At 57.3% G+C, this 21,302-nt stretch carries 18 protein-coding genes and 1 tRNA gene; 6 read left to right on the top strand and 13 right to left on the bottom strand.

Features of this window, described 5'->3' with window-relative positions; translation table 11 throughout:
• Positions 1-50: 50 nt before the first annotated feature.
• From abc-f to AC1Z3F_RS02930, 12 genes are all read right to left on the bottom strand, one after another.
• Positions 51-1,757: a ribosomal protection-like ABC-F family protein gene (abc-f, locus tag AC1Z3F_RS02985; protein ID WP_483566538.1), complete on the bottom strand. Its 1,707-nt coding sequence runs from the start codon at positions 1,755-1,757 to the stop codon at positions 51-53.
• Between the two features lie 217 nt (positions 1,758-1,974).
• A complete protein-coding gene (locus AC1Z3F_RS02980) occupies positions 1,975-2,817 on the bottom strand; it encodes a PhzF family phenazine biosynthesis protein (RefSeq protein WP_483566537.1) in 843 nt (280 codons plus the stop codon).
• A gap of 72 nt (positions 2,818-2,889) precedes the next feature.
• Positions 2,890-2,966: transfer RNA gene (locus AC1Z3F_RS02975), tRNA-Pro, on the bottom strand.
• Between the two features lie 101 nt (positions 2,967-3,067).
• A complete protein-coding gene (der, locus tag AC1Z3F_RS02970) occupies positions 3,068-4,600 on the bottom strand; it encodes a ribosome biogenesis GTPase Der (RefSeq protein WP_131087730.1) in 1,533 nt (510 codons plus the stop codon).
• Positions 4,601-4,665: 65 nt separating this feature from the next.
• The gene (cmk, locus tag AC1Z3F_RS02965; RefSeq protein ID WP_483566536.1) at positions 4,666-5,361 is read right to left on the bottom strand and encodes a (d)CMP kinase; all 696 of its coding nucleotides are present in this window, start codon (positions 5,359-5,361) and stop codon (positions 4,666-4,668) included.
• Positions 5,343-6,443 carry a prephenate dehydrogenase gene (locus AC1Z3F_RS02960; protein ID WP_131087728.1) on the bottom strand — a complete coding sequence of 367 codons (1,101 nt, stop codon included), beginning with the start codon at positions 6,441-6,443 and terminating at the stop codon, positions 5,343-5,345. The genes cmk and AC1Z3F_RS02960 overlap by 19 nt, the downstream gene beginning before the upstream one ends.
• 3 nt (positions 6,444-6,446) lie before the next feature.
• A complete protein-coding gene (locus AC1Z3F_RS02955; RefSeq protein WP_483566535.1) occupies positions 6,447-7,544 on the bottom strand; it encodes a pseudouridine synthase in 1,098 nt (365 codons plus the stop codon).
• Positions 7,545-7,643: 99 nt separating this feature from the next.
• Positions 7,644-8,234, bottom strand: a complete 591-nt coding sequence (gene scpB, locus AC1Z3F_RS02950) for an SMC-Scp complex subunit ScpB (RefSeq protein WP_131087726.1) — start codon at positions 8,232-8,234, stop codon at positions 7,644-7,646.
• Positions 8,227-9,126, bottom strand: a complete 900-nt coding sequence (locus tag AC1Z3F_RS02945; protein ID WP_483566534.1) for a segregation and condensation protein A — start codon at positions 9,124-9,126, stop codon at positions 8,227-8,229. Before AC1Z3F_RS02945 ends, scpB begins: the two co-directional genes overlap by 8 nt.
• A complete protein-coding gene (locus AC1Z3F_RS02940; protein ID WP_483566533.1) occupies positions 9,126-10,022 on the bottom strand; it encodes a ParA family protein in 897 nt (298 codons plus the stop codon). The genes AC1Z3F_RS02945 and AC1Z3F_RS02940 overlap by 1 nt, the downstream gene beginning before the upstream one ends.
• 183 nt (positions 10,023-10,205) lie before the next feature.
• Entirely contained in the window at positions 10,206-10,529 is a 324-nt protein-coding gene (locus tag AC1Z3F_RS02935; RefSeq protein ID WP_483566532.1) for a cytidine deaminase family protein, read from the bottom strand.
• Positions 10,530-10,768: 239 nt separating this feature from the next.
• Positions 10,769-12,067, bottom strand: coding sequence for a cation:dicarboxylate symporter family transporter (locus tag AC1Z3F_RS02930; RefSeq protein ID WP_483566531.1), 1,299 nt, complete (start codon positions 12,065-12,067; stop codon positions 10,769-10,771).
• Positions 12,068-12,247: 180 nt separating this feature from the next.
• Here AC1Z3F_RS02930 and AC1Z3F_RS02925 point away from each other — a divergent pair, with 180 nt between their 5' ends.
• Positions 12,248-13,945, top strand: a complete 1,698-nt coding sequence (locus AC1Z3F_RS02925; RefSeq protein WP_483566530.1) for a sensor histidine kinase — start codon at positions 12,248-12,250, stop codon at positions 13,943-13,945.
• A 14-nt stretch (positions 13,946-13,959) separates the two neighbouring features.
• Complete coding sequence (locus tag AC1Z3F_RS02920) at positions 13,960-14,715, top strand: response regulator (RefSeq protein WP_483566529.1); 756 nt, start codon at positions 13,960-13,962, stop codon at positions 14,713-14,715.
• 13 nt (positions 14,716-14,728) lie between these two features.
• Here the strand turns inward: AC1Z3F_RS02920 and AC1Z3F_RS02915 are convergent, their stop codons facing one another.
• Complete coding sequence (locus tag AC1Z3F_RS02915) at positions 14,729-16,645, bottom strand: AMP-binding protein (protein WP_444613104.1); 1,917 nt, start codon at positions 16,643-16,645, stop codon at positions 14,729-14,731.
• 183 nt (positions 16,646-16,828) lie between these two features.
• Here AC1Z3F_RS02915 and AC1Z3F_RS02910 point away from each other — a divergent pair, with 183 nt between their 5' ends.
• The 4 genes from AC1Z3F_RS02910 to AC1Z3F_RS02895 all read left to right on the top strand — a co-directional run bounded on the left by AC1Z3F_RS02910 (position 16,829) and on the right by AC1Z3F_RS02895 (position 21,157).
• Positions 16,829-17,476, top strand: coding sequence for a GntR family transcriptional regulator (locus tag AC1Z3F_RS02910; protein WP_131087718.1), 648 nt, complete (start codon positions 16,829-16,831; stop codon positions 17,474-17,476).
• A 4-nt stretch (positions 17,477-17,480) separates the two neighbouring features.
• The gene (locus tag AC1Z3F_RS02905; protein ID WP_483566528.1) at positions 17,481-18,998 is read left to right on the top strand and encodes an MmgE/PrpD family protein; all 1,518 of its coding nucleotides are present in this window, start codon (positions 17,481-17,483) and stop codon (positions 18,996-18,998) included.
• A gap of 1 nt (position 18,999) precedes the next feature.
• A complete protein-coding gene (prpB, locus tag AC1Z3F_RS02900; protein WP_131087716.1) occupies positions 19,000-19,929 on the top strand; it encodes a methylisocitrate lyase in 930 nt (309 codons plus the stop codon).
• An 88-nt stretch (positions 19,930-20,017) separates the two neighbouring features.
• Positions 20,018-21,157, top strand: a complete 1,140-nt coding sequence (locus AC1Z3F_RS02895; protein ID WP_483566527.1) for a bifunctional 2-methylcitrate synthase/citrate synthase — start codon at positions 20,018-20,020, stop codon at positions 21,155-21,157.
• Positions 21,158-21,302: the final 145 nt, after the last annotated feature.

Here is a 21,302-nt window from a genome sequence, read left to right as displayed (position 1 = left end):
TTAGGAACTGGCAGTATCCATGCATGATGTTGTTCGTGGCGTCCACTCGCCTATTTCACGACTTGCACCTGACCATCTCGTACATGCAATCTCTGAAGGTTCGATTGCGCCCTGAGTTTCTGCTGCCACCTGCGATCATGAGTCACGGTAATAACCGTTCCAGGGTATTGCTCTAACGCTTCTTCAAGCTGTTCAACCAGCGCCGGCGAGAGATGGTTTGTCGGCTCGTCTAATAGTAGTAATTGCGCCCGAGTGCTGACCGCCACAGCAAGCTCAAACCTGCGGCGTTGGCCCACCGAGAGCGAAAGCGGATGCCGCGGAAAATCATTGGCCCTAAACAGCCCCAACTTAGCCAGCACCGGCGCAGCTTCTTCAACAAAACTGTCCGTCGCCAGAGCGAATGATTCGAGCAAGCTTTCTCCGGGGGTCTGTCCGAGCTCTTGTCGTAACCACGCATAGCTCAGATTTTCTGCTCGCCAGATTTGGCCTTGAGAATGATCTAATTCGCCAGCCAGCAGCTTTAACAGCGAAGTTTTGCCTGCACCATTGGGACCAGTAACTAACCAACGCTGGCCTAGGTTAATTTCAAAATTACTCGTTGCCAACAGCGGCGCTTCCTCGCGTCGTGCCTTAGTTGCTCTGACCAAACAAGTGTTGCCATCGCCAGTGCCACTTTCGGTTGGCATGGCAAATTCCAATTCGGCCGCGGGCTTCGGTGCCGGGTTTGATTCCAGATCCTCAATGCGAGATTTGGCCTGACGAATCTTTGAAGTCGATCCATGGCTGCGACTGCGCATGCGGAAATTACCGTGCCCAAACCCGGCCTTTTCTTGTTTCCGGGGTACAGCTGCAACGCGAGCCGCATTCTTTTCCACCAAACGCTGAGAATGCTCCAACTCCTCCAGCCACTGTTCGTAGTCCGCCCGAATCGCAATTCGTTCCTGCTCCTTGGCATGCAGATAACCTTCGTATCCGTTCCCATAGTGCGCCAAAGAACCGTCATGAACTTCAACGATGGAACGCGCAAACCGCTGTAGGAACATGCGGTCGTGGCTGATGACCACCAACGCTCCATGGTGCTTTTCAAGGTTCCGCTCCAGCCACGACATCGCAGAATCGTCTAAGTCGTTGGTCGGTTCGTCCAGTAACAGTAGTTGGGCTCCCGAACACAGTACACAGGCTAACCCCAGTCGTGAACGTTGCCCGCCGGAGAGCTGGGAGACGGGCCGTTGCCGATCAATCTCCCCCAAGCTCAGCTGCTCGAGGGCGCTGTCCACTCGCTGTTCCAAGCTATAACCATCTGCTGCCTCATAAAGGTCGGTAACCTGCTGCAATTGAGTCATGAGGCGCTCAGCCGTCTGGCCTGTAGCGCTCTGCAGTCGTTGCGAGATGGCAGCGATCAGAGTTTCCAGTTCGCGGAATCGTCGGTGGTAGGAGTTTATGACCTCTTGTACGCTCATGTCTGCGGAGAATTTAGGGTTCTGTGCAGCGTAGGCAACTCCCCCGGGCGCGTTGATCACTCGGTGCCCTTGATCTGGCTCCAGCGTTCCAGATAGCACTCGCATGAGAGTTGACTTACCTGAACCGTTATCGCCCAATACGGCAAGTCGTTCGTTGAAGGAAAGAACAACGTCGACATCGGTCAGTACGTCTAGGTCTGCAAAACTGACACTAACGTTCTCCAAAATGCACAGTGCATTGCTACGGTCTTCACCGTTAGCCTCACCATCAAGGTCTGTAGATTTGGCCTGAGTCATGGGATTTTCCTGCCTTGCGCGCAAAGACTTCTAAAGTCCATCAAGCAGCACAGTTATTTGTCGGGCACCGAAACATGATGCCGTGGGTGGGCAATGGAGCTAGGCTCAACATCGGATAAATCAACGCTATGGCGTTGTGTGGAAGAACATCCCAGAAATTATCGTTCCCATTTCTCAAGACTAGTTCGGCTCAAAGACCCTGACAAGGCATCGGGCCCTAGAGCTCAATAGTTCCGCGGATCAAGACCTGGGTATGCCCACCAACCCACAAATGTTCGTCACTGACGTCTAGGTACACGCGTCCCTCGTACCCGATTACCGAGCCTTGCCGGTTAATCAGTGGAGGGTGGACCTTTTGCGTGTTGATGAGCCACTGCGCTGCTGCACCGTTCAGGCTCCCTGTCACAGGATCTTCTCGCAGGGTTCCGTTCTCGATGGTCAGTGCCCGGACCTCAAATTTTTCTTCACCTTGCGCATGAGCCAAAGGCGCGATGACGCCGATTTTCCATCGACCGGGACGGGTTGGAATCTTCGGATCAAGCCCAAGCAAAAGGTCATGGTCATCCAGCAAGATGGCCATCCACCCGGGCCCGTTATCCACCCACTGAGAATCGAGCACTTGTGCCCGGTCCACACCAAGAATGTGCAGAACCTCGGCTAGTTCGCTGGCTTCAATTGTCCCGCTGCGTATCGTTGGCGGCGAGACGAATGACAATACGTCGCCTTGAATTTTGATTGGCACAACCCCGGCTTCGCATTCAGCCAGAATCAACCCTGAATTCTTCGGCACTCCCCCTTCGGCAAGCCATGCACGCGCCGTGCCCAAAGCAGGATGACCAGCAAATGGATACTCACGTTCCCTAGCGAAGATACGGAAGCGATAGTCCGCGTCTGGATTTTCAGACGGCAATACAAAGGTGACCTCAGAAAGATTGGACCACCGCGAATAGTTGATCATCTCTTGGCTAGAGAGCCCCGGGGCGTCTAAAACTACCCCCAGCGGATTGCCTTTATAAGCAGTACTACTGAAGACGTCTACCTGTTGGAACCTGCGTTGCATCTGGTTGCTCCCGTAATTATTTTGGCAGAGCAAAACCCCGCCGAGAAAAATTCTCGACGGGGTTTTACAAGATGGTCGGGCTAGCGGGATTTGAACCCACGGCCTCCTCACCCCCAGTGAGGCGCGCTACCAAGCTGCGCCATAGCCCGATGCTTCCGCAGCCGTTATCCCCCAAGTCGTGAGATCCAAGGGTGCCGTCTGCAAAAGCTCCATATTTACCCTACACCAAGTGAAGGGCTAATTTCGAACTTTAGCGGTTGCGTGAGCGACGCTCACGGATACGCATCGAAACCTCGATTGGGCTGCCCTCAAAACCGAAAGTTTCACGCAAACGACGGGTGATGAACCGGCGGTAACCTGGGTCCAGGAACCCGGTGGTGAACAGCACAAAACGTGGCGGACGGGCCGAAGCCTGAGTGCCAAAGAGGATGCGTGGCTGCTTACCGCCACGTACTGGGTGCGGGTGCGCAGCTACGAGTTCACCCAAGAAAGCGTTCAGTTTGCCCGTTGGAACGCGCTTATCCCAAGAATCCAGAGCCGTGTTCAGTGCAGGAACAAGCCTGTCCTTGTGCCAGCCGGTCTTGGCAGAAATGTTGACCCGTGGGGCCCATTCGATGTGCGCGAGGTCGCGATCGATTTCCTGATCCAGGTAGTAACGACGGTCCTCATCCACCTCGTCCCACTTGTTGTAAACGATGACCATGGCACGGCCAGCTTCGATGGCCAGCTGGATGATGCGCACGTCCTGCTCGGAAACGATCTCGTTGGCAGCCAACAGGATCACGGCAACTTCGGCCTTTTCCAGAGCGGTCTGGGTACGCAATGAAGCGTAGTAGTCGGAGCCAACAGCCATGTGCTGACGACGGCGAATACCAGCGGTATCCACGAAGCGCCAGATGTTCCCGCCCAGTTCGATCAATTCATCCACTGGGTCGCGGGTGGTACCGGCGTACTCGTCAACAACCACACGCTCGGAACCAGCAAGCTTGTTCAGCAACGAGGACTTACCCACGTTTGGGCGTCCGATCAAGGCAATACGGCGTGGGCCGCCGGAAGGAATCAAACCACCAAAAGCCGAGTGCTCAGGTAGCTTCTCCATGACGGCGTCCAACAGGTCAGCGGTACCGCGACCGTGCAGGGCCGAAACTGGCCATGGCTGACCGAAGCCCAAGCCCCACAGCACAGCTGCTTCGGCTTCTTGGTTGAAGTCATCAACCTTATTGGCGACCAAGAAGACAGGCTTGCCCTTCTTGCGCAGCATCTTCACCACAGCTTCGTCAGTTGCGGTGGCTCCAACGTGGGAGTCAACAACAAATAGAATTGCGTCGGCTACGTCTGCAGCGATTTCGGCCTGATCGGCTACCGAAGCGTGGATGCCCTTGGCATCGTGCTCCCAGCCACCGGTATCAACAACGGTGAAGGGACGGCCCATCCACTCAGCAGAGTAGGACACACGGTCACGGGTAACACCTGGGGTGTCTTCAACCACGGCTTCGCGGCGACCCAAAATACGGTTGACCAAAGTGGACTTACCGACGTTTGGACGTCCAATAACCGCCAGAACCGGCGGGATAACTACGTCTTTATCCTCGTCGTCAAATGCGTCGAGGCCTGCCAGTAAGGCAGAGTCTTCTTCGTCGAGATCGTAATCTTCCAGTCCGCTGAGCAGAGCCTGCGCACGAATGGCGGCTTCTTCCTCGCTCAGTTCGGCCAGGCGCTCGGCGATATCGTCGTCTCCAACGGGGATGTATTCCTCGTCGTGGGTGGAGTTGTTCTCGCTCATGATTTTCCCTTCACAGCGATCGTAATCTTCATCGGCTCTCGCCGAGGATGGGCACCAGCTTGAGGCTAGTTTTTCGTTGCAGTGTTGATTGCGTCAAGCACTGCGGCGATGGTTTGTTCAAAATCTAGGTCCGAGGAGTCAACGGTCATGACTCCATCGGCAGCCTGGGTGAAGTTCACTACGGTGGAATCCTTGGCGTCGCGGGCCAGCACTTGGTTGGCTAGCTGCGAGTCGTTCTGGCTACCACCGAGCTGCAGACCGCGGCGACGCAGTCGTGCTTCTTCTGACGCGGTGAGCAAAATACGCGCATCAGCATCCGGTGCAACAACGGTAGTGATGTCGCGGCCTTCAGCCACAATGCGAGTGTTTGCCTTGATGATTTCCTGCTGACGGCGAACCAGCTCCGCGCGGGCATCCAGATTGGTTGCTACGGCGGAAACCTGCTCGGAGATGCGTGGTTCACGAATGGCTTGCGTCACGTCGACCCCGCCAATCTTTACCAGCTCAGCATCCGGGTCAACGGAAATTTGCAACTGCGCGTCGCGCACCGCCTGGGCGATAGCGTGAGCGTCGGTGAGGTCGGTTCCAGCATCGAGCACCGAGTAAGTGATCGCACGGTACATGGCACCGGTATCCAAGTAGACGGCACCCAGTTCGCGGGCGACGGCCTTGGAGACCGAAGACTTGCCAGAGCCGCTAGGGCCGTCGATGGCGATGACAAGCGTGTCGTTGTTCAAGGTGCTCACTGGGCTACTTTCCATCCGTTAGTGGTCAATACGTCAATTAGTTCGTCGCGGCGGCCTGGAATCACCGAAACGTCCACCAGACCAACCTGATGTCCGGCAGAGTGTTCCATACGCAAATCTTCGATGTTGATCTGCGCTTGGCCAATCTCAGTTAGCAACTGAGCGATCTGACCTGGACGGTCATCGATCACCACAGTCACTAGTGCAAAAGCTTGAGGTGGTGCGCCGTGCTTGCCCGGTATGCGGGCCTTACCGGCGTTACCTTCACTCATCAACTGCGACAAATCCAGCAAAGCTCCAGGGGCCTTCGGTTCTTGCAGCGTGTTGATCAGTCGATCCAAATCTTCTTTCATCCCGGTAAGGATGGGCACCAATGCGGCGGCGTTGTGCGCAAAGATCTGAATCCACAGCTTCTCATCGCTAGCGGCGATTCGCGTCGTGTCACGCAATCCGTTGCCGGCTAAAGCCAATTGGTGTGGTTGCGCGTCGAGCAATCGCGAAGCAATCATCGAGCTGGCAGCCTGCGGGAAGTGACTGATCAAAGCCACAGACTCATCGTGCTCGGTCACGCTCATCCGGTGCATGGTCGCACCCAGATCGATAGCCAAAGACTCTGCCACCTTCACCCGCGAGGCATCTGCACCTTCATGCGCGCAGATAACCCACGGCATTGAGGTGAAGAGTTCACCACGAGCTGCTGCCGGGCCGGACTTCTCTCGCCCTGCCATGGGATGTGTACCCACGTAGCGCGAAGTTTCGCGCTCTCCCAGTCGCCCATCAGCCAACACAGCGGCAAGGATAGATCCCTTAACGCTGGCGATATCAACCACCGTGGCGTTGGGGTAATCCAAGAGTGCTTGAGCAACCAAGGCTGCGGTGACATCCGGCGGAGCGCCCACCACCACAAGTTCCGGAGCGATGGTGCGCGCTTCAAGGAGCACACCAGCCCCGATATCCTGGGCTACCCCAGCGGCGGTTGGCGAAATATCCGAGAGGTATACGTGCAGGCCTTTGGCGCGCAGTCCTAATCCCACCGAGGTGCCCAGCAGCCCGGTGCCGATGACCAGAACTGGGCCGGCAAGGTGAGAAGAGGGCATTAGCTACATCCCCACCATGGCCATCAGGTGACCGATTTCCTGGTTGCCCAGGGAGCGGATGGTGCCCTGCTTCTGATCTCCGAGTAGTACGGGACCAACAGCTACGCGTACCAAACGCTGAACCGGGTGGCCCACAGCGTCAAACATGCGTCGCACGATACGGTTGCGACCAGAGTGCAAGGTCACTTCAACCATCACGTTTTTAGGGGTGGTGGCGATGATCTTCAGGTCATCAACCTTGATCCAGCCGTCTTCCAGCTTAATACCTTCACGCAGCACGTTGCTCACTGCACGTGGCAGTGGGCCCGGGATCTGCACCAGGTAGGTCTTTGGCACCTCGTACTTTGGGTGCTGCAGGCGGTTAGCTAGCTCGCCGTCGTTGGTCAGGATCAGCACGCCTTCGGTCTTGTAATCAAGGCGGCCGACGTGGAACAAGCGCTGAGCGTGGTGCTCATTTTTGAAGTAGTCAGCGATGGTGCGACGACCCTCTGGGTCATCCATCGTGCTCATTACGTGCTTTGGCTTGTTAAACACGTAGTAGCGGTTGGTCTGGTTGACCTGGATACGCATGCCATCAACGTGGATGGAATCCTTGGCTGGATCAACGCGGGCGCCAAGTTCAACAATCAGTTGACCGTTAACTTCAACGCGGCCCTCGGTGATCATCTCTTCGCAGACACGACGTGATGCAACACCTGCATTGGCCATGGCCTTCTGCAAGCGGATGCCGTCTTGTGACTCGCCGTGCTCCTGACGGTTAGCCTGGCTTTCAGCACGGGCCTGAGCGCGAGCGCGCTGGGTCGGACGAGCGTAGGTGTTTGGTACGGAATTGCCGAAGCGTTCCTTACCAAAGGCGCGCTCGGAGTTTTTGCGTGGTGCAGCAGTATTGCGCTTTGCCGAGCCCGACTTGGTCGAATCCGACCGTGCCGAATCTGACTTGGCCGAGTTGCTGCGAGCACCTGGCTTGCCGGAGGCGGACTTGTCGTACGGCTTGTCGCCGAAGGACTTGCCGCCCTGTTTGCCGCGGCCGCCTGCTGGCTTGCCGCCGAAGTTTGAATTGTTGCCGCGTGGTGTGCGGCCGGAGGAAGATCCCCTGCTCATGCTTGCCTGTGTCCCTTGCTGTTACGTTTCGCTGCGCGGTCCCGTCGATTAGGGGCATCACGCGTGGTTGGTCCGGTGTAGCTGCCTGCTGGCAGTTTCTTAATCGTCGTAGGTTGCCGAATCGAGCGATTCAAGATCGGCCACCCCAGGAAGATACGGGGATAGCGCAGGCAACTCATCTAGCGAGCCCAATCCCAGTCGTTCCAGGAAGTATTCGGTGGTCTGGTAGAGCGTTGCTCCACCATCTCCAGTTTCCTCATACTCCGTGATCAATCCGCGAGTGAGCAATGTGCGCACTACAGAATCGACGTTCACACCTCGAATCGCCGAAATACGTCCACGCGAGACCGGCTGTCGGTATGCGATGACAGCCAGTGTTTCCAAGGCGGCCTGCGACAAGCGCGCGCTCTGCCCATCGAGCACAAAGCTGGAGACGAAATCGGCGTAATCGCTACGCGTATAGAAACGCCACCCGGAGGCGACACGACGCAGTTCAAATCCGCGCGGGCGATCCTTTCCATCATACTCGGTAGCCAACTTCTCCAAAGTCTGGGCGATCCGCTCAATTGGTACCTGGAAGATTTGTGCCAAATGTGCCGAACTTACGGGGATATCGGCGACCATTAGTACCGCTTCGAGGCCCGATTCTAGGCCTCCTGGCAGCTGGTCAATGGGTGCAATCTCACTCATGATTCACCTCACCCGCGCTCCCCTCATACTCATCTTGAACCGACTGGGCATCAAAGCTGGACTCTAAAAGCAAGCTAATGCGCAGTGGTCCCAGCGGATCAACTTGTTCAAAGCTGATCGCGCGTTGCCTAAACATCTCCAACAATGCCAGAAAACGTACTACCACCACCAGATGCGCTGAGGCATCAGCCACCAATTCGCGGAAATCCAGTGGGCCGCGTGCTTCAAGCAGCGCGGTCATCGACTCAGCTTCCTCAGCGATTGTCACGTTGGCCCCATGCAAGTGTCCGATGCCAACTTCGGTGGTTGGCGCAGGCTTAGGGGCTAGTGCTGAGGCGGCCAGCGCAGCTAGGGCGTCGGGGCCAATGGTGAAAATTAATTCAGGAAGCAGGGAAGCAAATTCTGGTTCCAAAGAAACTTCGCGTGGATACCGTGAGCCTTCACTCTGGTATTGCTCCCCCAAAAACTCGGCTGCTTGCTTAAAGGCCTTGTACTGCAAAAGTCGGGCAAACAAGAGGTCTCTGGCTTCAAGCAGTTCAAAGTCTTCTTCGTCAGCCATCTCGCCACGCGGCAGCAGCCGGGCGGCTTTCAAATATAGAAGCGTGGAGGCTACTACCAAAAATTCGGTAGTCTCATCGAGCACCTTCATCCCGTCACTACCCTCGGTGACACTGGCTTGCAGTTCTCGAAGGTAGGCGATAAATTCGTCGGTCACCTGCGCCAGAGCCACCTCGGTGATATCCAGCTCGCGCTGGGTTATCAGGTGAAGTAGGACGTCAAAGGGACCGTTAAAATTTTGCAGGGCAAGGCGAAAACCGCCAGACGATTCCAGCTCAGTCTGTGCTGGCTCGGTGGAATCGTTGGCGGTTTGCTCGGTGAGCGTGCTGCTCATTACGGGGCGCCACCACGCCAAATCAGCTCGCGAGCCAGGTTACGGTAGGCCTCGGCGCCGGGGTGGTTCGCAGCGTAACTAGTGATTGGTTCAGCGGCCACGTTGGCATCGGCAAACTTGATGGTTCGCTTGATGACCGTTTCGAAGAGTTTGTCGCCAAAGGCTTCATCCAAGCGGGTGATGACCTCACGGCTGTGCAGGGTTCGCGCGTCGTACATAGTTGCAACAACGCCGTCCAGCTCCAAGACCTGGTTCAGACGATCCTTGACCTTGTCGATGGTTTCCATCAGCAGGGCCACGGCACGCAGTGCGAAGAACTCTGCGGTCAATGGGATGATCACACCGTGGGCAGCGGTCAGTGCGTTGACGGTGAGCAGACCCAAGGACGGCTGGCAGTCAATTAGCACTACGTCGTAGTCGTCGATGACGTTGCGCAGAGCGCGTTCAAGCACCTGCTCACGGGCGACCTCGTTGACCAACTGCACTTCTGCAGCGGACAGGTCAATGTTCGCTGGCAACAGGTCGATGTTTTCCACATCGGTCTTCAAGATGGCATCGGTGATCTTCACCTTACGGTCCATCAGCACGTTGTAGACGGTGATGTCCATTTCGTGCGGGTTGGTACCAAAGCCAGCAGACAAGGCGCCCTGTGGATCAAAGTCCACCAAAAGTACCTTACGGCCGTATTCGGCGAGCGCCGCAGCCAAGTTGATAGTGGAGGTGGTTTTACCCACGCCACCCTTCTGGTTGACCATGGCAATAACACGGGCTGGCCCGTGCGATGGCAACGGTGCTGGCACCGGGAAATCTGTCAACGGCTTACCGGTTGGGCCCACCGGGCGGGGCTCCTTGAGCATCCCTGCGCCACGGTGCTTGCTTCCCTGTTCCTCGCTCACGATGGGTTAACCACACTTCCCGTTCGATCTACCTAATTCTTCGAGCTGTAAGCTCAATTCAAGGTTATCGGTCTAAGCAAAAGAACTTGGCGTTTTGGGTTCCTTTACGGCGAGCCTTTACCTTGAACCTTAACTCAAATGTTGTAAGCCAGCTGTACGCCGGCTCCGGTCGAATACGGCGCACTAGGCCTGCTCAGCGTTCCAGTCAAAATTTAGTGGCAGTAACGCGTTAATGCTTACAGTGCGCCGTCCCTCAGGCTGTACAACGATCACTCGGATCCATGGATAGTTATCGGCCATAATCTGTCGGCAGCGACCACAGGGGTTTTTGATCCCCCGGCCCTCGTTACCCACCGCGACGATCACTTGCGGATCGTATGCTCCGTTGGCACGCGCTGAGCCAAGAGCCACTAGCTCAGCACAGGGACCACCGGTGAAGTGATAGAAGTTCACACCCGGGTACATGGCACCGCTAGCGTCCAGCACCGCCGCTCCCATGGTGTGCACACCGTCGCCACCAACGTGGGCATCGGTGGCCGCATTGATGATATGGGCGGCGAACGCTACTAGTTCTTGCTAGATAATGCTCAGGGGTTGCCCCGCAATGTGCTGATCTGCGCTCATGCTCTCAGGCTATTCGATATTGCAGCCACGGTAGCTCTATGCCAATCTGGGGGCGATAAAAAAACCGCCACCGCTAAGAAAAATCCTTAGCGGTGGCGGTTAGTTTTACTAGCGCACTTGCCTTAGTGACCTTCGACGCTGTTTTCGTCGAATGGACGTGAACCGGCTAGCACGGCCTTAGCCTGCTCCAGGTCCAGCTCTTTGGTCCACTTACCGATCAACAAGGTAGCAACAGCGTTGCCGGTGAAGTTGGTCAGTGCACGAGCCTCGGACATGAACTTATCAATACCCACGATCACGCCCATGCCATCAAGCAACTCAGGGCGGTGTGCCTGCAGACCTGCAGCCAAGGTGGCCAGACCTGCACCGGTCACACCGGCGGCACCCTTAGAAGCAATGATCATGAAGACCAACAGGCCGATCTGCTCACCAATGTTCATTGGCATGCCCATCGCGGTGGAAACAAACAATGCCGACATGGTCAGGTAGATGGCGGTGCCGTCGAGGTTGAAGGAGTAACCGGTTGGAACGGTGATACCAACAACAGGCTTCGAAACACCGGCGTGCTCCATCTTGGCGATCAGTCGTGGCAATGCCGACTCGGACGACGAGGTGGAGAAGATCAGCAGGTATTCACGAGCCAGGTACTTCAGCAGCTGGAAGATGTTCAAACCGGTGAAGGCACGCAGAATGCCACCAAGAATGACGATGATGAACAGTGCACAGGTGACGTAGAAAGCACCCATGAGGATTGCCATGGAACCGATCGCGGCCCAGCCGGTAGCACCAACCACGGCGGCGATGGCGCCGAATGCACCAATCGGAGCGACCCACATGATCATCATCATGATGCGGAAGACGACCTTCTGGATGTGCTGGATAGCGACCAGTACTGGCTCGCCGCTCTTGCCCAGACCCTGCAGGGCAAAGCCAACCAGCAAAGCAACAACCAAGGTAGGCAGAACCGGAAGGTCCCCTGGAATCAGCGACATCAGGAAGTCAACGGTGGAATTCGACTGGGTCGCAGCAGCTTCCTCATATGGCCTAAGCTTCAGGCCTTCACCCGGGTGAACGAGGTTACCAACAAACAGGCCAACCGCCAGCGCGAAGGTGGACATCACTACGAAGTAAAGTAGCGCGAGGCCACCAACCTTGCCGACAGTAGCGGCCTTAGCTACCGAGCCAATTCCCAAAACAATGGTGCAGAAAATCACCGGTGCGATGATCATCTTGATCAAGGCAACAAACGCGGTGCCAATTGGCTTCAACGACTTGCCAAGTTCAGGGGCGATCAGGCCTACTGCTGCGCCGAGCACAACGGCGACAATGACCATAATGTAGAGCCAGTGAGTTTTGTCTTTTTTCTTCGGTCCGGCCTGGGCGCCATTGCTACCCGGCGTCATGTCATCAGTGACAGTCATGTGGTTCGTCCTACCCTCAATATGCGCATGTAACGGCCCCTGGCGTCGTTGCCAAGCCGGTATTACGTAGAATCGTTCTGTTCCATGTTGCGCGACTAGGTGATCTGCATCTCTATTGCGTTCATATTGGTCACGCACTAGCACTCTAAAGCAGTTCACCGCAAGAATAAGGAGAGCGACATGACAGATCATTTCACCGACCTGTCGTTGCCCCAACAGGCGCATAACGATGCCGTCCCCGCTCCGCTACGGCGCAGTGGGTGGTCTTTTGCGATCCTTATTTTTGCTGCCCAAATGCTTGTGGTCTTCCTCGTTGTTATTGGTATGGCCATCTCCACCTACCAGCAACAGGCCCGGGTCATCCTCGATGACAAACAGGCGACCGTGGCCACAATATCCATCACCCTAGCCAACGACCCCTTTGTCATTAACGCGCTGGCCGGTAAAAACCCGGCAGAAGAACTACAGCCCTACACCAACAAAATTTTGGATCGTGGCCAGGGTGTGGACTTCATTTCGATCATGACCCCAGACACCGTACGTGTCACCCACCCAGACCCAAACCGCATCGGCCAAAAATACGCTGGCTCCACCCAACAGGCGCTGGATGGTGAGACCTATAACGAGATTGCGCTGGGTACTCTGGGACAGTCGGTGCGAACCATCGCTCCGGTGTACCACGATGGGAAACTTGTTGGTCTCGTAGCTACCGGCATCACCCTTGAGAACCTGCAGAGCATCTACCGCGGCGAGCTGCCACAAATCCTGATGGTTTCCGCACTGGCCTTACTGCTCGCCGGTTTCACTTCCTGGTCCTTCTCACGCTATGTCAACCAAGCGACCCTAGGCTTCGGCCCCAACGGGCTGCGCCGACTCTACGCCTTCTACTTCTCCGCACTGCACTCCGTGCGAGAAGGACTTGTGCTACTTGACCGACGCCACCGAATCGTCTTGTACAACGAGGAGGCAGCGCGACTACTTGACCTTCCCGAACAAGTCCCTAGCTCAGGACTGGATCCAAGCCAGGTGCGCATGCCCGAAACTCTGCGCACCTTAATGTCCACCGGACGTAGTTGTAAAGACGAAATCCATATGGGCACCCGGACGGTCCTGTCCATATCTCAAGGACCAGCACGCCTGGCCAATACGCGCCTTCCTGGCCGGGGACGCGCACCGCTGCGCTGGTTTGGCATGCAGCCACTGACCGGACAAGTGCTGACCTTGCGCGACTTAACCGAGGTGCAGGAACTCGCCGGCGAAGTGCAGTCGCTGAAAACCTTCTCTACCGCCCTGCGAGCGCAAACCCATGAACACGCCAACCGCCTGCATACTATCGCGACGCTGATCGAAAACGGTCAAAGCGACCGAGCACTGGCTTTTGCGGTGGATGATCGACAGCACTCACAAAAACTGACCGACGCGATCGTGAACTCCATCGACGATGCGTACCTCTCCAGCTTGCTGGTAGCCAAGGCCGCCCAAGCGCACGAACGTGGTCTCAAATTGGATATCACTGCCCAGGGGGTCATCCCGCCCGACGCGTTTGCGGCCAGTGACATGGTCACGATCGTGGGCAACCTGCTAGATAACGCTCTGGATGTTTCGGTGGGCACCGCCGAAGCCACCGTGTGGGTGGAAGTTACTGCGGACGACGATGAGCTGATCATTTCCGTGGCCGACTCCGGGCCGGGTATTGAACCAGAATTCTTGGATCAGCTACTTCGTTTTGGTGTCAGCACCAAAATAGGATCGCAGCCACGCGGATTGGGTCTAGCCCTCGTCCAGCAAGCGGTACTGCGACTAGGTGGCACAATGAATGTTGATAATGATGCCGGGGCGATCTTCACCGTGACCCTACCGCTGGCCCACAGCAACTAGCTCAGGAGTTTTTTATGCCAGATCCGCGCATCATTGCACCTCGCACCTCGGTGGGCAGCCAAGACATTGTGGTCCTCGTGGTGGACGATGAACCCGAAACCGCCGCCTCACACGCAAAGTTTGTTAATCGTGTTCCCGGCTTCACCACCGGCGCTATCGCCGGCAACGGCCAAGAAGCACTGGCACTACTCACCCGTGCACAACGCTCAGGTACCCCCTTCGACTTAGTCCTTTTGGATATGACCCTGCCCGATCTGCACGGCATCGACGTCGCCAAAAGAATGCGTGGGCGCGGGCTCACCACCGACATCATTGCCATCACCGCGGTACGCGACCTTGTGGTGGTCCGTTCCGCGGTAGCCACCGGAATCACCCAGTATCTGATTAAGCCCTTCACCTTTGCAGCCTTCACCGAGAAGTTAGAAAACCATCGGTGTTTTATCGCCACCATTCGCTCCACCGGACCGGATACCAGCCAGGCCGCCCTAGATAACGCTTTTTCGGCGCTGCGCACCTCCACGGCCTCAGTTTCCCTACCTAAAGGGTTGATCCCCGAAACTCTGGCGCAAATTACCGATCACCTTGCTCGACAGCCTGAGCGTTGTCTTTCTGCCACCGAGCTAGGCGAAGAGTTGGGGATCTCCCGGGTGACCGCACGACGCTATTTGGAGCACCTCTTCGATTCCAAAGCCGTCATCAAACAGCCTCGACATGGCACCAGAGGCCGCCCGGAATATGAATACCGTGCGGCCTCTGGCATCACTAACTAATCTGGATCAGCCCCTAGTGCCCCGGACGCAGCAACGGCATTAGCTCATCGAGTACCGCGGGGTCTTCAATGGTGGAGGGCACCGTATAGTCCTTGCCATCGGCGATCTGGCGCATGGTCTTACGCAGAATTTTGCCCGAACGCGTTTTTGGCAACGCCGCCACCACGGTGACCTCGCGGAAGTCCGCCACGGCACCAATATGCTTTCGCACCAGCGCCACAATTTCCTTCTTCAGTACCTCGTCGTCAACCTCGACCCCGGATTTGAGCACCACATATCCGCTGGCTCGTTGGCCTTTGAGCGCATCGGCCAAGCCGATCACGGCGCATTCGGCCACCGCCGGATGACTGGCCAGCACTTGTTCCATGGCGCCGGTGGACAAGCGGTGACCGGATACGTTGATCACGTCATCGGTCCGCCCCATCACAAACAGGTAGCCATCTTCATCGAGGTATCCGGAGTCACCGGTCAGGTAACAGCCATCAATCTGGCTCAGGTAGGTGTCGATAAACCGCTGATCATTGCCCCACAAAGTGCTCAGTGCTCCCGGTGGCAACGGCAGGCGCACCACAATATTGCCCTCTTGTCCGGCAGGCACCGCCTGGCCCATCGCGTCACGAATTTCCACCGCAAAACCCGGAACAGGCGTAGTCGGTGATCCCGCTTTGGCTGGTAATTCTTCAAGCCCCAGCGGGTTCGAAGCAATCGGCCATCCCGTTTCGGTCTGCCACCAGTTATCCACCACCGGGATGCCGAACAGGTTGACGGCAAATTGATAAGTATCAGGATCCAGGCGCTCGCCGGCAACAAAGAGCGAACGCAGGCTGCTCAGGTCATGGCTGGCGATCAGGGTCCCTTGCGGATCTGCCTTGCGCACCGCGCGCAGTGCGGTCGGTGCGGTAAACATCGTGGTGACCTGATGGTCCTGAATAATCCGGCCGAAGACCCCGGCATCCGGGGTGCCCACGGGTTTGCCTTCGTAGAGCACCGAGGTCGCTCCCGCGATCAATGGTGCGTACACAATGTAGGAGTGGCCCACAACCCAGCCCACATCGGAGGCGGTGAACATCGTATCCCCGGGGTGCACGTCGTAGATGGCGTTCAACGAATACTGCAGCGCCGTGCCGTAGCCGCCGGTATCCCGCACGACCCCTTTGGGTGCTCCGGTGGTGCCCGAGGTATAGAGCACGTAGAGCGGATGGGTTGAGGGCACACTCACCGGTGCGGCGCCGGTGGCTTGGGCACACTGTTGGTCCCAGTCCAGCCAATTGATGTCTTGGCCGTTGATCGTTTGGTCTTGGTACTCGGCCACGGTGTGCTCAAATCCCTCACGATGAGCGACGATCACATTCTTGACAGCGGGCTGCGCCATCAACAAGGCTTCGGCCACGGCCGGCAAATATTCAATATGCCGACTCGGCTCAATACCGCCCGAAGCTGTCACCACCGCCACCGGGGCGCAGTCAGTGATGCGGGCAGCTAGTTCTTTGGGTGCAAAACCACCAAAGACCACCGAGTGCACAGCCCCGAGGCGTGCGCAGGCCAGCATCGAGATCACCGCTTGCGGGATCATCGGCAGGTAGATCAGTACACGGTCCCCCAGACCCACACCATTGGCAGCCAGCACACCGGCGAAAGTTTCAACTTCGTGCAGTAACTGGTTGTAGCTGTAGGTTTCCACCGATTCGAGCATGGCGGAATCGTAGATCAGCGCCGTGTTTTCTCCGCGCCCCGCAGCCACATGGCGATCTAACGCATTAACCGAAAGGTTCAGCTTCCCGTCGGGGAACCAGGAATACAGCGGTTTGCGCGAATCGTCGATCGCGGTGTGTGGGAATGAGTCCCACTGGATGTCCTGTGCGGCTTTAAGCCAGAAAGCCGATGGATCGGTGGTGGATTGGGCAAATGCCCGACGGTATTCCTGCGCCATGATTTTCCTCCTGACACCGGGCATCATTGCCCGACATCTGCGTGGTGACTGAGATCGCCCTCGTTAACAACTCTATGAGCCAGCTCACTCCACTGCAAGGTCTATGTATACAAATATCGAATGTTTCGCCGAGATTTTTGGAAGATCTCCCATTTTCGACGCTTCTGTGTATACACTTGAGCCATGAGAGCAAGCGACAAGGTTTACGAGAGCCTCCGAGCGGACATTGTTCAATGGCGCTTGGCTCCGGGCACCGTACTTGGCGAAGTTGAGCAGTCAGAACGCCTGGGAGTTTCACGAACCCCGGTTCGCGAAGCATTGGGCCGACTGGTTGCTGACGGGCTAGCCGTGCAACAGAGAGGACGCGGCACCGTCGTCTCCGAGGTCAGCGAAGACCACGTAGAAGACTTGTTTGTACTACGCGTCGCTTTGGAATGCGCCAGCGCCAAAGCGGCTGCCACCTCGCCGAAGAACCAAGGTTTCACCCAATTGGCGCAGCGCTTTGAGCAAGCCGCCGATGAAGTATCGATCCCGGGGTCTCGCGAGGCTTACTACGAATTGGTTCAGTTGCTCGACGAGAGTATCGACGAGGCAGCGGACAACACCTACCTATCCAATGCACTGCGAACCCTGCGGGTTCACCTGCAACGGGTACGGCGTTTAGCCAAGGACAATCCGGATCGCCTTAAAGCCTCCGCCGGTGAACACGCCGCCATCGCACGGGCGATCGCCAGCGGAAATCCAGAAGTCGCCGCGGCAGCCACCACAGTTCACCTGCACCAATCCTTCACCCACATCATGGCCCACGCGGTCGGATCAGAAAGGCACTGACACTATGATCAAGCACCCAGTACGCGTTTACCGCTCCGAGGAAAAGCTGGCCCGCGAAGACCAGCTGGCCCACAAAATTGCCGCGGTTGCCACCGACCCGGTTGAAGTCACTGCCGAAGTGACCGATATGATCATCAACCGCATCATCGACAACGCCTCGGTGGCCATTGCTTCGCTAAACCGCGGGCCGATCATCGCTGCCCGCGCCCAGGCACTAACCCACGCCCCATCCACCGGTGGATCCGGTGCCTCGGTCTTCGGCATTTCCGAAAAGGTCTCCCCCGAGTGGGCCGCTTGGGCCAACGGTGTCGCCGTGCGTGAACTGGACTATCACGACACTTTCTTGGCCGCCGAGTACTCCCACCCGGGCGATAACATCCCGCCGATCCTCGCCGTCGCTCAGCACACCGGCGCATCGGGTAAGGACCTGATCCGCGGCATCGCCACCGGTTATGAAATTCAGGTTGATCTGGTCAAGGCCATCTGCCTGCACAAGCACAAGATCGACCACGTGGCTCACCTGGGCCCATCGGCAGCCGCCGGCATCGGTACCCTGCTCGGCTTGGATTTGGAGACGATCTTCCAGGCTGTGGGCCAGGGATTGCACACCACCACCGCTACCCGCCAGTCACGCAAGGGCGAAATCTCCACCTGGAAGGCGCACGCCCCGGCCTTCGCCGGCAAGATGGCCGTGGAAGCTGCGGACCGCGCCATGCGTGGACAGACTTCCCCAGTGCCAATCTACGAGGGTGAAGACGGCGTCATCGCTTGGATGCTTGACGGGGCGGACGCCGCCTATGAAGTGCCACTTCCAGAAGCCGGCGAAGCGAAGCGGGCCATTTTGGATACCTACACCAAGGAACACTCCGCCGAGTACCAGGCGCAGGCTTGGATCGACTTGGCTCGTAAGTTGCACGGCGAACATCCAGAAGCAGCCGATCCTAAAAACGTGGCCTCGGTACTGATCAAGACCAGCCACCACACCCACTATGTCATCGGCTCCGGCGCCAACGATCCACAGAAGTACGACCCGACCGCCAGCCGCGAGACCCTGGATCACTCCATCCCGTACATCTTCACCGTGGCCCTGCAGGACGGCGCGTGGCACCACGTGGATTCTTACTCGCCAGAGCGTGCCAGCCGTGCCGACACCGTTGAGCTGTGGCACAAGGTCACCACCGAAGAAGATCTCGAGTGGACCCGCCGCTACCACTCGCTGGACATCGCAGAAAAGGCCTTCGGCGGCTCGGTGGAAATCACCTTGAACGATGGCACCGTGATCACCGATGAAATCGCCGTGGCCGACGCACACCCACTGGGCGCTCGTCCCTTCGCTCGTGATCAGTACATCAACAAGTTCCGCACCCTGGCCACCGGCCTGGTTGACGAGGCAGAGATCGACCGCTTCATCGCGGCCGCAGAAAACCTGGAAAACCTTGGCGCCGGCGAGCTAGACCAGCTGAACATCCAAGCCGCTGATGGAGTCATCAACACCGCTGCGGCACCGAAGGGTCTGTTCTAAAATGTTGTACTCCACAAAAACCCCTGCCGTCAAGCGTCAGGCACTGCGCGAAATGCTCACCCCGGGTGCTGCCCGCCAGTTCCCCGGAGCGTTCAACCCGCTCTCGGCCAAGCTCATCAGCGAAAAGCAATTCGACGGCATCTACATCTCGGGTGCCGTATTAGCTAACGATCTGGGCCTGCCCGATATTGGGTTGACCAGCCTCACCGAGGTTGCCACCCGCGCCGGGCAGATCGCCCGCATGTCCGATCTGCCTTCCATCGTGGATGCCGACACCGGATTTGGCGAACCAATGAACGTGGCACGCACCATTCAGGAACTTGAATACGCGGGTCTGGCCGGGTGCCACATTGAGGATCAGTTCAACCCCAAGCGTTGTGGCCACCTGGACGGCAAAAATGTGGTTGATACCGAAACCATGCTCAAGCGTATTGCCGCCGCCGCCGATGCCCGGATCGATTCAAACTTCCTGATCATGGCCCGCACCGATATTCGGGCGGTGGACGGTCTTGACGCAGCGATTGAACGCGCCAAAGCCATGGTCGATGCCGGAGCGGATGCGATCTTCCCCGAGGCGATGAAATCCGTCGCCGAATTTGAGGCCGTATGCAAGGCCGTTGACGTGCCGGTGCTGGCGAATATGACCGAGTTCGGCAAATCCGAACTGTTCAACCGTCAGGAACTGGCCGATGCCGGCGTCGCGCTGATCATCTACCCGGTCACCCTGTTGCGCAGTGCCATGGGAGCGGCCGAACGTGTGCTTGATGCCATCAGTGAAGATGGAACTCAGCAGCGCGAAGTGGATAACATGTTAACTAGGTCACGTCTCTACGAGCTCGTGGACTACGAAGCTTACAACCGCTTCGACACCGGTATTTTCAACTTCCAGGTTCCGACCCTGGACATTGATTCCAATAGCGCGAACCTCTAGGTTCGCACCAAATTAGGACCTGCGCCGACCGGCACATCCGGTCGGCGCACCCAACGCATTAGTACTCCGCCAATGAAGAGGAGCAAGAATGACTACCACCGAGGACATCAAAAAGGGCCTAGCAGGCGTCGTCGTTGACTACACCGCCGTCTCCAAGGTCAACCCGGAAACAAATTCGCTACTGTATCGCGGTTATCCAGTGCAAGATCTGGCGGCCAGCAAGTCCTTCGAAGAGGTTGCCCTGCTGTTGTGGAGCGGTGAATTGCCTTCCCAAAGCGAGCTGACTGAATTCAGCGCCTTTGAACGCGCCAACCGCGCCCTGGATCCACGGGTGAAGGCCGCTATCGATTTGCTGCCTACCGATTGCCACCCGATGGACGTCGGCCGTACCGCGGTATCCGTCATCGGTGCCAATCACCCGCAGGCGCAAGACTCCTCACCCGAAGCCGAACTGCTCAAAGCCAAAGAGCTTTTCGCGGCATTCCCGGCGGTTGTTGCCTACGATCAGCGCCGACGTCGTGGACAAGAAACAGTTGCTCCGCGCGAAGATCTGGACTACTCAGCAAACTTCTTGTGGATGACATTCGGCGAGGAAGCCGCACCCGAGGTGATCGACGCGTTCCGTGTCTCCATGGTGCTCTACGCGGAGCACTCCTTTAACGCCTCGACCTTCACCGCCCGCGTGATTACTTCAACCCTTTCGGATCTGCATTCGGCGGTCACCGGTGCCATTGGCGCACTCAAGGGCCCGCTGCACGGTGGAGCGAACGAAGCGGTGATGCACACCTTTAATGAGATTGGCATCAACAAGGAAGAATCTCGCGAGGACGCCGCCAAGCGTGCCAAGACCTGGATGGAAGACGCACTGGCCAACAAGAAGAAGGTCATGGGCTTTGGTCACCGGGTTTATAAGCACGGTGACTCGCGCGTACCGACCATGAAGGCCGCGCTCGATCGCATGATCGAGCACTATGGCCGGCAAGAAATGCTCGGACTGTATGACGGTCTTGAAGCGGCCATGGACGAGGCAAAGGCCATCAAGCCAAACCTCGACTACCCCGCCGGCCCCACCTATCACCTGATGGGATTCGACACCGAAATGTTCACCCCGATTTTTATCGCGGCGCGCATCACCGGATGGACGAGCCATATCTTCGAGCAGCGTGCAGCCAACGCGCTGATTCGCCCACTCTCCGCTTACAACGGTGAGGATCAGCGCGCGCTCTAGTACGCTCAAATCAGCTCGAGGCCATCGGGTCCACGCTTCACAGCGTTGACTCGATGGCTTTTTTGCGCCATGCGAACTTGCGCTCAACCCCGATCGCACCTATCGTTTAACGATAGAATAATTTCGACTAACGATAGGTTCGTTC

The organism is Glutamicibacter sp. MOO4, assembly GCF_056934395.1.
Note: the sequence above shows the minus strand (reverse complement) of the source record. Positions and strands in the feature narration are given on the sequence as shown.